The following is a 10,997-nucleotide window of genomic DNA, read 5'->3' on the forward strand; positions in this document are numbered from 1 at the left end:
TCAGAACTCAGAACTCAGAACTCAGAACTCAGAACTCAGAACTCAGAACTCAGAACTCAGAACTCAGAACTCAGAACTCAGAACTCAGAACTCAGAACTCAGAACTCAGAACTCAGAACTCAGAACTTCCTTCAGAGTCCGCAATCGGCGCCGGTCAGGCCCAGGGTGGCGATCTCGCCTTTATCCTTGCCACGATAGACATACTGAACATCGACCCCCTCGCTGAGCAACGGCTCGAGTGCCTTGCAGCCGGATTTGAGCAGGGTCGGGCGCAGGGCCCGGGTGAATTTGTTTCTGTCCATATCCGCGGCAGTGTAATTGACCAGCGTATAGTTGTAGGTCAGTACCTGGTTATCCGCCTCGGCACCGTCGAGGCGGGTTTCCTGGTCTACCATCATCGGGGCCTGCTGGTTTAAGACTTCGGAGACCTGTCGCAGCTCGTCGTCGGTGACGGCAGAGGCGTTAAGTGAAAAAGTACAGAGCAGCAGGATGCTGGCGGGAATAACAAGAGCTCGCATGGGGGATCCAGATAGTTAAAGTGGCATTCTGGCTATTATCGTTGATAGAGTTGTCAGCGCAAGGCCAAATTGGGCCTGTGTTCAGGCAGATTTATCGGGAGACAAGCATGAGAACGTGGCGACATCGTGGCTGCCTGGCGGGCGCCCTGCTGCTGGCGGCGTTGCCGTTGCAGGCTGATGGGGTGGTCAGTGTGAAACGGATCACCATGGATCTGGCTGCCGAGATTGCCGACGCTGCAGTCAAAGCATGCCGGGATAAGGGCTATCAGGTCAGTGCGGTGGTAGTGGATCGTAACGGGAATACCCAGCTGGCGATGCGCGATACCCTGGCCAGCCGCTTTACCCTGCAAATTGCCGAAGAGAAGGCCAATCTGGTCATTATGGCGGGGATTCCTTCGGGACAATTTCGCGCCAGCCGCCAGGATATTCGCCCGGAACTCAATCATATCGACGGGATTGTGGTGATGGAGGGCGGACTACCGATTCAGGCGGCAGGGACGAATATCGCGGCCATTGGTGTCAGCGGCGCGCCGGGCGGGGATATCGATGCCGCGTGTGCGGTCCGGGGGATTGAGGCGGTGCAGGATCGACTCGACTTTATCCAGTAACTGGCCGGGGAGGCTGCTGTGATCTTTGCCCGTCTCGTATTTCTGCTGGGCAGCATCCTGGCGTTGTTCGCCGTCTGGCGCTTGCTGGCTCCGTATGTTTATGCGTCGCTGTCGCCGGCCTCGGGGCAGACTGTGTTGTTTCTGATTATCGGGGCGATTCTGGCGTGGGTCGGTTATCAGCTGGAGCGCCGGGCCGGCGGCAGGACGGGTTCACATGACTGAGCAGGTCGAAGGTTATATCTGTTTTTATACGGATCATATTGCCGAGGAGTTCGTCTCTATCGACGAGGCCCGCTATATGGCGCTGGAGCAGATTCTGACGATTTTACAGGGCGGCGTTCTCGGTTATCCGCGCAATCTACTCGGGATTATCGATGAGAAGGGCAACAGTCTGCAATTTTTCGTTCAGCCCGAAGGCGGCATCGAGCTGAATCTGTCTGTGCCGGAGGAATTCGGCTCCTATACCCGCCAGATCGAACCCTTCGAGTGCTATACCCTGCTCAAAAAGGGCTGTCGCTATATCGAGCATATGCCGGTGGGCAAGGTCGAATTCAGCGGCTGGTGGATTGAATAACCGCCGTGGGCCCCGGACCGCTGGTATTTTCCCGCCGGCGGGCTAAGCTAAATTGACTCGCACACAAAATTTCCGGGCTTCCAGGCCCATCCTGTGGAGGTGGCAAATGAAACAGGAGCGTCGTCAGTTTGTTCGTCACAGCGCCGGTACAGCGGCCCGTCTCTATCACCCGGCCCTGGGCTGCCTTCGCAGCCTGGTCGAGGACTGGTCCCCCGCAGGGGTACGCCTGCGGGGTGATATCCCCCCTCACAATGGCTACGATCTGGGCAGCGACTATTTCCAGCTCGAGGCCGATTGCCTGGATGTGATCTTCATCATGGCTTTCGTGCGCCTGGACGAGCAGGGTCTGGTACTGCGCTTCATCGACGAGGGGCAGACCCCGTCCGGCGACTGGCACTAGCCCGCCCCTGCCCGCTTTCAAAGTTCTTCCTGGTTTTGCCGATAGAGTAGGCGAAAGGGTTGTCCGGCCGTCAGGTTGCGGCTGTAACGCTGTTTACTCATAATGTAAATGTGGGTTAAGGCGGAGTTAACCGCTCAACCTGACAGAAAATAATAATCAGTACCGAATTGTGGGAGAGGTGTATGAGAGAGCGCCGCTATTACAAGCGCAAACTGGTCAATGCGCGGGTCAGACTGTATCACGCCAATTTTGATGTGGCTGAAGGTTCAACCCGGGATATTTCCGATGGTGGCGTGTATGTCGTGACCGATCATCCGCCTCTTCTGCAGGAAGGGGAGCAGGTGAAAATGATCCTGCCGCAGTCTCAAGCACCGGACATTGTCTTCAATATGCAGGTGGTTCGTATTGACGCCGATGGGATGGGGTTGATGTTTCTCGATTATGAAAACCAGGGCCGGCGCGGCACCATGGCGGAATTGCGCAATACTATGAAAAAAAAGAAAAAATAACCGATGCTTGATTCGTTACCGCAGTCTGACTTACGGTGGAGAAACCATTCATTGCAAGCTGGAACTCCCAACTATGTCTGATACCGCGCATTACCGTCAGGCGCTGCTGAACAAGCGGCGCGAATTGATCGATCGGGTGGCGGCCATTGCCGATGACAGCCAGTTGCCCGCCAGTGCCGATTCGGAAGAACAGGCTGTGGAGCTGGAAAACGAAGAAGTTCTCACGGCGCTGGATGAAGAAGCCCGTCAGATTCTGACGTTGATCGACCAGGCACTGCAGCGACTCGAGCATGACGAATATGGGCTGTGTCTTGCCTGCGGCAAACCGATTGCCGTGGCTCGTCTGGAGGTGTTGCCCTACGCCGAGCTGTGTATCGATTGCGCTGAACAACAGGAATCGGCCTGAATATATGCTGGCTTTTATTCTTGAACATCTGGAAGGCATCATTATTGTTGTCCTGGTGGCGGGGCTGGTATTGCTGGTGGCGACGACCGCCCGGCCCGGACAGGACGGGTAAATACAGGGTTTTCCCTGACGCCCTTCAGGTATTTCCCGGCAGTGTGACTCGCTTGTCACAGACAGGACTTGGGCTTTGCCGCCAGTCAGGCTAGAATCTGCCGCCAGATAAAAAAACAATTCAGCTCTGTATCAGGGAATTGCCGGGATGAACGGAGAATGATGGTCAGACTCTCCTCTTATTTTGATATTCGCGAGAAGCGTGATCAGTTCCGCAAGTCGGTACCCGCCCGGGTTCGAATCAGTCACTCTACCTTTGGCGTCATTGAAGCTCTCACCCGGGATATTTCCGATACCGGTGTCTTCGTTGATCTGCGCCATCGTCTGCGGTTGCCGATCGGCGCACATATCAAGCTGCAATTTCTCGATTCTGCCCGCCCCGAGATCGCTTTTAACATGAAAGTGATTCGTGAAAGCGATGAAGGGATAGCCCTGACCGTTGTGGATTTTGAAGTCGAGGGACGACGATACAAAATCGATGAGTTGCGCGAACACTGGAATCCGACGCAGCATTGAGCCGTCGCCGTCGGGACAAAATTCTGCGGGCCCCTTCAGGAGGGAACTTCCATGTTACGAACCCATCGATTAATACAAATTTACCGGCCTGGCGTTATTCCTGCCCTGGCTCGCTGCCTGCCAGAATACGGGCGGCAAGGTGGGAGCCGAGTGGGGCGAGCCGGTACCTCCGCCGCGGCCCGGCTCCCGGCCCATGCCTCCGGCGCATGGCCGCCGGGCGCAGCAGCAGGAATATCGCTATTACCCGCGCAGCGGGATCTATTTTGACACTGGCCAGGGGCTCTATTTTTATTACAGCGATGGTCACTGGCGGATCTCCACCGAGTTGCCGCGGCGGTTTCGCCTTCGTCTCGGCGAGCATGTCACCGTGGAAGCCCCTGCGGAGGAACCCTGGCACGATTATCAGGAACATCGTCGCAAGTAACCGCCGGGCTTGCGCAAAAAATGATCGCGATCACCCCGGTCAGGGCCGGGGGCTCGATCGGTGGGAGGAATAAACCCCCGGGGTGCGCTTCACAAAATCGTCTATGCTTGAAAGAGCAGACGACCCGCTACAGAAGCAGGAGGGGGTATGGAAAAGCGACAACATCGGCGCATTCCGTTTCGACGCCGCGTTTATCTGGCGCGTGATGAGGGTGATGAGCAGTTACTGGAGTCGTCGGATTTTTCCCTCAGTGGTATGGGGATGCTCAGTGAGCGGCCGGTCCAGATAGGTGAAAAGGTCTGGCTGCGGTTTGAAGTCAATACGCTGGGAAATCCTCGCCAGATGAATGTTCAGGCGGAGATCCGGCACGTGGATTTAACCCCTCACTGCTATCGGGTCGGCGTCAATTTTCTCGCCGACCGGTGAGTGATGTTACAGGTCGAGCACGATACCGGCTGGAAGCGGGGCTGCATTATTTTGCGTCCCCATCCACCTTCGAGCTGGAAGGCCAACCTCTGGATTGTCGGCCTGGCGGCACTGCTCTGTCTCTCGTTTGCCATCGGTTTTGCCCTGGCCGGGGCATGGCTGATTCTGCCCTTCGCCGGACTCGAGGTCATGGCCCTGTTCGGACTGCTCTATTATGTTTCACTAAAAACCCGGGTGCAGGAAGTGATCCAGTTCAATCATCAGGAAATTCGTTTTCAACGCGGGCGGCGCCATCCGGTGCTGGAGTGGCACTGCCCCCGTTACTGGTGCCGCCTGCACGTCACGCCCCCCGCACATCCCTGGTACAGCAGTCAGATTCACCTGCGTTGTCACGATAAGGAAGTGGAGCTGGGCCACTTTTTGTCGGATCGTGACAAGCGTATCCTGGTACGCAATCTGAACGCGTTTTTGCAACGTGGCTGATTTCTGGCGGCATAAATCGCTGGCCGAAATGACGACGGCCGAATGGGAGTCCCTGTGCGATCGGTGTGGACGTTGTTGCCTGCTCAAGCTGGAAGATGTAGACAGTGGCGCGCTGTATTTTACCAATATCGTTTGCCGGCATTTGCAGCAGCCCGGTTGTCAGTGTGACTGTTACCTCAACCGACTTGTTGAAGTTCCTGAGTGCCTGGCCCTGACTCCGCAGAGCCTGCCGGACTTGATCGACCATTTACCGGGCAGTTGTGCCTATCGTCGTCTGTCCGAGGGTCGCCCGTTACCACAATGGCATCCGCTGATCAGCGGTGATCCGGACACGGTGGCCCGGGCGGGTATCGCGATTGAAGGTAAGGTGATTAGCGAAGCCTATATTCATCCCGAACAATATGAAGAACATATTATTCACTGGCATGAATGGGAGAGTGAGCGATGAGCCGGTATTTCCAACCGGTGTAACGGGGTGGAGAGTATCGCCTGCTGGCAGATTCAGCCCCCGGTCTGGTCTGGCTGTCTTTCCGGGGTAGACCTGGGAGCAACAGCTCCATAAAATCGTCGTTCATCCTGCAGTAAACGACGACAAGGAGCCGGCATGCCCAGTTTTGATGTGGTATCCGAAATCGATATGCACGAGGTCACTAACGCAGTGGACCAGGCCAATCGCGAAGTTTCGACCCGCTTTGATTTCAAAGGCAGCGGGGCGAAGTTTGAAATGAATGATAAAACTGTGACCCTGCATGGCGATGCCGATTTTCAGCTCAAGCAGATGCTGGATATTCTGCGCAACAAACTCAGCAAACGGGGCGTGGATCTGGATTGTATGGAACCGGGCAATGTCGAGCACGCCGGCAAGCAGGTGCGCCAGGACGTGACCATGAAAGAAGGCCTTGATCAGGCCCTGGCCAAGAAAATCGTCAAGTTGATCAAGGACAGCAAGCTCAAGGTACAGACCCAGATACAGGGTGAGCAGGTGCGGATTACCGGCAAAAAGCGCGATGATTTGCAGGCGGCGATGGCGCTGCTCAAGGAGGCCAATCTGGAGATGCCGCTGCAGTTCACCAATTTCCGTGACTGAGTCTCTGGTCAGCATTTCCGGTTTTGTGCAGGATGAAGAGGGCGACTGGATTGCCGAACTCTCCTGTGGCCATCGCCGTCATGTACGTCATCGTCCCCCCTGGCAGAATCGACCCTGGGTGGTGAGTGAAACCGGCAGACAGAGTATGATCGGGTATGTGATTCCCTGCCGGGATTGTCAGAAGAACATAAGAAACAGCTAAAGTACAATATAATTCAATTGCTTGCCGGACAAAGCTCCAAGGTAGCTAGAAATAACGCCACTAAGTGGCGGGGAGAAATTTCGGGAAGGGCCTTGAAAGGCAGGTGGCCGGGGGCTAGCTTTAAAGGACCGGTTTCCTGATTGCCGTGTGTCATGAGTGACAGCTCCACTTTCAAGCCATCTTTCGCTTGAGCCCTTCCCGTTGAGCACTGAGTGGGGAGGTTTTTTTTTATCTGCCTGAAGCAAGGGATAAAACGCCGCTCATGGGGTGCCAGAGTCGATTTACCTGGCCGGGCGATAATAATGATGGTTTATCGGGGTAGCGCGAGGATTTGCGCTGTTGTTTATGGAAAAGGTCTTTTGCAAATATCATCCGTCTATACCGGCCCGCTGGCAGTGTCAGCCGTGTCGGGTTGATTTTTGCACGAGTTGTATCAGCCCCGATAAGGAGGAGGAAGCACCGGCCTGCCCACTGTGCGGGCAACGTAGCACTTCCCTGGGGGCCGGCAACCTGATCCGACCGTTCTGGCAGCGGATCCCCCGGTTTTTCCTGTTCCCGGCCCACCCCGTTCCGTTGTTGTTTATGCTGGTCCTGACCGTGTTGAGCACACTGCTGGCTTCCGGCTCATTGATGGGGCTGTTATTCATGCTGGCAATTAGCGTGGTATTTTACAAGTATGCCTTTGTCATTCTTGAAGACACCGCCCAGGGTTATCTCAAGCCTCGTCCTGTAACCGGCAGCGTGATAACCGATGAGCTGGAATTGCCGTTTAAACAGCTACTGTTGATTATATTACTCGGGGTGCTCAATTATCAGGTGCTGGTGAATCTTGGCAGTGGACCCTTTGTTCTGATGGTGTTGTTATCCGTGGCAATCTTTCCCGCCGCCATCATGGTGCTGGCCGTCGAGCACCGTTTCTTCAGGGCCGTTAATCCATTGATGCTGCTGGTTACCATCAAGCGTATCGGACCCTCCTATTTCATTATGTGTTTCTTTCTGGCGTTGTTGCTCAGTGGTGGTGCGATTGCCAGCGAGTTGTTGTTAACGGTTTTGCCGCAGAGCCTCTGGTTTGCGAGCAGTAATTTTATCAGCATGTATTTTATTCTGATTATGTATAACATGATGGGATATGTGATTTATCAATTTCACGAACAGCTGGGGCATGGGGTAACCGAGGAATATCTTGAGTCAGAAATGCCCGCCTCAAACATGGCATCCGGTGATAGCCGCTTTCGGCATATCGATATTCTGTTGCAGGAAGGTAAAACCACCGAGGCAGAGCAACGACTGATCCAGGCAATTGAAGATAATCCCGGTGAATTCGTCGCCCGGGAAAAGCTGCACCGGTTTTATATCGCCACCAAAAACCGGGAAGGACTGACACAGCACAGCGCGGATTATGTCGCACGTCTTCTCCACAGCGAGAAACCGTCCGAGGCGATGCGGGTGTATCTTGAGGCCTCTCATTTTGCTCCGAGTATCAAACCCGGCGGCGCGCGGGACCGCCATGAACTGGCCGAGCTGCTCAGAAGCAACGGGCAGTCCCGTGCGGCTTTGAACCTGTTGAATAACCTGCACAAGGAATTCCCGGCCTATGAAGGGATACCCGGAGCCTATCTGCTGGTCGCCCGGATCATGTTCGAGTACTTCGGCGAGGAAAAAAAGGCGCTGCAGGTGCTCGATTTTCTGAAAACGAAATTTCCCGATCATCCGCTACAACAGGATGTGGAAGCGTATCGTCAGGTTATCGAACGCATGGCCGGGGCAAGTCAGCCCAGTGCCTGACGGGCATGACTGGCCTCCAGACTGTCGGGATAACATTCGATCAGCATATGGAGATATTTTTCAGCCTTGTTGCGATTGTTGTTCCGTTGATAATGACTGGCCAGTGCCATCAGCCCTTCGGGGTTGCGGACAAAGTCGCTTTTGCGGGTTGTCAGATACAGGACAATCTTTTCGGCATCCTCCAGAAAGCTACCGGCGGCAAAGCGCAATGCCAGGGTCATCAATTGTTCGGGACCGAGACGAACATGGGGCTGGACCTGCTCGACATAGGCGATAAAAGTGTCCCGTAACTGGCGTACCGGCATGTTTTTGGCGTGGTCCGTGCCCAGCAGTTTGACTGCATAATCGTGAATGCCCTGATCCTGGGTGAGTCTGGCAATATTGAACAACTGTTCGATAACTTCCGGCTGTTCGGGATAGTCCTGGTAGAGTTCGGTAAAGATCCGTCGCGCCTTGTCCAGTTCCATGCGGGCGACATAATCGAGTCCTTGCTGGTAGTGTGTCAGATAGGCCTGTTGTTTTTCCTCGCGATCGAGATAGTCCATATCTGCCTTGCCCAAACGCAGGGCGACATAGCCGATCAGTGCGCCACTCAACAGTCCACCAATATGCGCCATGTTGTTGATGTTACTCGGTGAGTAGATCTGGGTGATCACTTCATAGCCCAGCCAGATCGGCAGCAAAATGATGGCAGGGGCCCGAACAAAGTCGAAATAAAACAGCAAGGTATAGAAAAAGCGGATACGCCGCCGGCCGAACAGTATGGTATACATGCCCATTAATCCGGAGATGGCACCCGAGGCTCCTACACTCCACATCAGGCTGTCGGGTTCCAGTCCCCAGTAAAACAGCCCGGAGCTCACCCCCGCGACCACATAGGCAAACAGATAAACACCTCGTCCCAGCGTCATCTCCACGCTGAAACCGATCAAAAACAGAAAGATCATATTGCCGATCAGATGGCCCCAGTCGGCATGCAGAAAGATATGGGTAAACAGGGTCGTCAGGGACGGTTCGGCTGTCTTGAAACTGAAACGGTAGGTGACAATCTGTTCGAGATGGTTCTGGAATATCCGGTGTTGTTTCTGCCAGGTCTCATATTGCGGATGTCGAGGTGAAACCAGCTTGCCTTTTTTTAACTGCTGCTGAAATTCACCATCGGTCAACAGGCGGGATAACAGCACTTCATCTTCGGCCTGACGATCGAGCTGAGCATCGAAGCCCCGCTCTGCCAGATATGCGCGATAAAGTGGCAGCTCGATGGCAGGCAGTTGTGAGTTCAGGTAGTAGTTATACGCCTGTTCCTCGAGATGTTCATCGTCTCCCTGCCAGAGCGTAAAACAGAGCACATTGACCAGGATCAACAGCAACGTGACCAGCGGGGGATTGCGCCATTCCGGTTTCCTGTCCAATGGAATAAACATACAGGGGGAACGCCCGGCTAGTCGATCGTGGTGGAAAGGGCAACATTGGCATGATTTTGCATCGGGGTATTTTGCCAGCTGCTAACTGAAAATGGAAACTGTGAAAGGCTTCCTGTTCCCGGACGGGTTCCGGGTCGATCATTAAACTTTACTAATGTTGTAATCAGCCGTATACCGCGCGGGTCGCTGGTATGCCTCAGGAGGAGAAATGCAAGGTAAAGGACAATTGCGTGAAACCGTCGAGCAGGCGATCGAACGTCAGGATGCGTTCGGGGAATTACTGACGCAGGACGAAAAGGAGTTGCTGCTCGATTTTGGCATTGTGCGCAGCGCAGCACCGGGCGAGTTGCTCTGTCGCCCGAATCAGGTTGATAGCCGGGTTTATATCCTTGTGATCGGCGAAGTGGAGGTTCTCGATAGCGCAGAGCAGGGAGGGACGGTGCTGGCTCGCCTGGGGCGGGGTGAACTGTTTGGCGAGATCTCCGCGTTGTTCCATCTGCCCCGGATTTCGGCGGTCCGCGTCAGTCGCCCTGCCGTCCTGCTGGAGATCCCCGGTGATGTTCTGGAGCGAGTGATCAATAGCCGTTCTGAGTTGTATCGTGGGGTAATCAAACGCTACAAACAACGGATTACGGATACCGCTCTGCGGCGCGTAGCCCTGTTTCGCTATGTGCCGGCCGATCGTCTCAGTGCGCTGATCGAACATTCTTCCCTGATGGGTATTCCCCCTGGCGAAACCATCGTACGTGAAGGTGAGGCGGGGGAGGCACTGTATATTATTATCTACGGCACGGCGCGGGTCACTCATCAGGTCGGCAACGAAGCCATGAATCTTGCCCTGTTACGCACTGGTGACTATCTGGGTGAATGGTCGTTACTGACCGGGGCACCGTGCGCGGCAACCGTGACGGCTGTTACCCGGGTGGATGCCATCCGGGTCGATTGCCAGCCGTTTTTGCAGTTTATCCAGGAGAACCCGCAAATCCGTGACCGACTGGATATGATCGCGTTTAACCGCCACGCCGAAACGGCCGAACAGGGCCAACTGTTCGACTCGCGTGAAGCAATGGATGAGGCGCTGACGCGCATCCAGAATCTGATCGATCGATCCGAGTGATTTCAGCGGGTTCTTCCGGCTACCAGCCGGGCCGGTTTTAGCGTGCTTCTGGCGCTGTGTGAGCAGAGTAAAAATGCTATTATTTCGCGGGGAATCCCGTTAACATCCCGGTTATTCCGATTTTAGACAGATAGCAACAAGCCAGTTCAGGGGAGCACCATGCCAAGCAGAATCATTCCGTTCATCGTCCTGGCGATTGCCAGCAGCACCGCCAGCGCCGAAGCCATCAAAGCTTATCTGGGCAGTGAGGCCGCACGTTTTTCCTACGCTACCGAGGCCTTCGGGCAGCAATTCGGTCGTCTGGAAACCGAGTTCGGTGTACTGTTTACCGATCACGACGAAGCGGTCCGCGAGGATGATTTTCTGACTCACGTTGGGCTGCAGGTGCGCGGTGAAAGCCTGGACTT

At 54.9% G+C, this 10,997-nt stretch carries 18 protein-coding genes; 16 read left to right on the forward strand and 2 right to left on the reverse strand.

Features of this window, described 5'->3' with window-relative positions; translation table 11 throughout:
- Positions 1–131 precede the first annotated feature (131 nt).
- On the reverse strand, positions 132–518 hold the full coding sequence (locus R6U90_RS12640) for a hypothetical protein (RefSeq protein WP_410353045.1): 387 nt from the start codon (positions 516–518) through the stop codon (positions 132–134).
- 107 nt (positions 519–625) lie between these two features.
- On the opposite strand from R6U90_RS12640, the gene R6U90_RS12645 reads away from it, so the two are divergent.
- The 14 genes from R6U90_RS12645 (at position 626) to R6U90_RS12710 (ending at position 8,049) form a co-directional block, all read left to right on the forward strand.
- Positions 626–1,126: a GlcG/HbpS family heme-binding protein gene (locus R6U90_RS12645; RefSeq protein ID WP_410353046.1), complete on the forward strand. Its 501-nt coding sequence runs from the start codon at positions 626–628 to the stop codon at positions 1,124–1,126.
- Positions 1,127–1,144: 18 nt separating this feature from the next.
- On the forward strand, positions 1,145–1,348 hold the full coding sequence (locus R6U90_RS12650) for a hypothetical protein (RefSeq protein WP_410353047.1): 204 nt from the start codon (positions 1,145–1,147) through the stop codon (positions 1,346–1,348).
- Complete coding sequence (locus R6U90_RS12655) at positions 1,341–1,700, forward strand: hypothetical protein (RefSeq protein ID WP_410353048.1); 360 nt, start codon at positions 1,341–1,343, stop codon at positions 1,698–1,700. Before R6U90_RS12650 ends, R6U90_RS12655 begins: the two co-directional genes overlap by 8 nt.
- A 106-nt stretch (positions 1,701–1,806) precedes the next feature.
- On the forward strand, positions 1,807–2,100 hold the full coding sequence (locus tag R6U90_RS12660) for a hypothetical protein (RefSeq protein ID WP_410353049.1): 294 nt from the start codon (positions 1,807–1,809) through the stop codon (positions 2,098–2,100).
- A 182-nt stretch (positions 2,101–2,282) separates the two neighbouring features.
- A complete protein-coding gene (locus R6U90_RS12665) occupies positions 2,283–2,609 on the forward strand; it encodes a PilZ domain-containing protein (protein WP_410353050.1) in 327 nt (108 codons plus the stop codon).
- Positions 2,610–2,682: 73 nt separating this feature from the next.
- Entirely contained in the window at positions 2,683–3,015 is a 333-nt protein-coding gene (locus tag R6U90_RS12670; protein WP_410353051.1) for a TraR/DksA family transcriptional regulator, read from the forward strand.
- Positions 3,016–3,285: 270 nt separating this feature from the next.
- Positions 3,286–3,642, forward strand: a complete 357-nt coding sequence (locus R6U90_RS12675; RefSeq protein WP_410353052.1) for a PilZ domain-containing protein — start codon at positions 3,286–3,288, stop codon at positions 3,640–3,642.
- Between the two features lie 193 nt (positions 3,643–3,835).
- Positions 3,836–4,066, forward strand: coding sequence for a hypothetical protein (locus R6U90_RS12680; RefSeq protein ID WP_410353053.1), 231 nt, complete (start codon positions 3,836–3,838; stop codon positions 4,064–4,066).
- 147 nt (positions 4,067–4,213) lie between these two features.
- Positions 4,214–4,492, forward strand: coding sequence for a PilZ domain-containing protein (locus R6U90_RS12685; RefSeq protein WP_410353054.1), 279 nt, complete (start codon positions 4,214–4,216; stop codon positions 4,490–4,492).
- A 3-nt stretch (positions 4,493–4,495) separates the two neighbouring features.
- Positions 4,496–4,975, forward strand: coding sequence for a DUF2244 domain-containing protein (locus R6U90_RS12690; RefSeq protein ID WP_410353055.1), 480 nt, complete (start codon positions 4,496–4,498; stop codon positions 4,973–4,975).
- A 28-nt stretch (positions 4,976–5,003) separates the two neighbouring features.
- Entirely contained in the window at positions 5,004–5,423 is a 420-nt protein-coding gene (locus R6U90_RS12695; RefSeq protein WP_410353062.1) for a YcgN family cysteine cluster protein, read from the forward strand.
- 156 nt (positions 5,424–5,579) lie between these two features.
- Positions 5,580–6,062, forward strand: a complete 483-nt coding sequence (locus tag R6U90_RS12700; protein ID WP_410353056.1) for a YajQ family cyclic di-GMP-binding protein — start codon at positions 5,580–5,582, stop codon at positions 6,060–6,062.
- Positions 6,055–6,264 (forward strand): DUF3565 domain-containing protein, encoded by a 210-nt coding sequence (locus R6U90_RS12705; protein ID WP_410353057.1) that lies wholly within the window; start codon positions 6,055–6,057, stop codon positions 6,262–6,264. The genes R6U90_RS12700 and R6U90_RS12705 overlap by 8 nt, the downstream gene beginning before the upstream one ends.
- Before the next feature lie 345 nt (positions 6,265–6,609).
- Positions 6,610–8,049 (forward strand): hypothetical protein, encoded by a 1,440-nt coding sequence (locus R6U90_RS12710; RefSeq protein ID WP_410353058.1) that lies wholly within the window; start codon positions 6,610–6,612, stop codon positions 8,047–8,049.
- Here the strand turns inward: R6U90_RS12710 and R6U90_RS12715 are convergent.
- Entirely contained in the window at positions 8,034–9,473 is a 1,440-nt protein-coding gene (locus R6U90_RS12715; RefSeq protein WP_410353059.1) for a rhomboid family intramembrane serine protease, read from the reverse strand. The genes R6U90_RS12710 and R6U90_RS12715 overlap by 16 nt on opposite strands.
- Before the next feature lie 208 nt (positions 9,474–9,681).
- Between R6U90_RS12715 and R6U90_RS12720 the strand changes: the two genes are divergently transcribed.
- Both R6U90_RS12720 and R6U90_RS12725 read left to right on the forward strand, forming a co-directional pair.
- Positions 9,682–10,590: a cyclic nucleotide-binding domain-containing protein gene (locus tag R6U90_RS12720; protein ID WP_410353060.1), complete on the forward strand. Its 909-nt coding sequence runs from the start codon at positions 9,682–9,684 to the stop codon at positions 10,588–10,590.
- Positions 10,591–10,749: 159 nt separating this feature from the next.
- A partial coding sequence (locus tag R6U90_RS12725) for a hypothetical protein (protein WP_410353061.1) occupies positions 10,750–10,997 on the forward strand: 248 nt, incomplete at its 3' end.

Source organism: Thiohalophilus sp., from assembly GCF_046483665.1.
GTDB lineage: Bacteria > Pseudomonadota > Gammaproteobacteria > UBA6429 > Thiohalophilaceae > Thiohalophilus.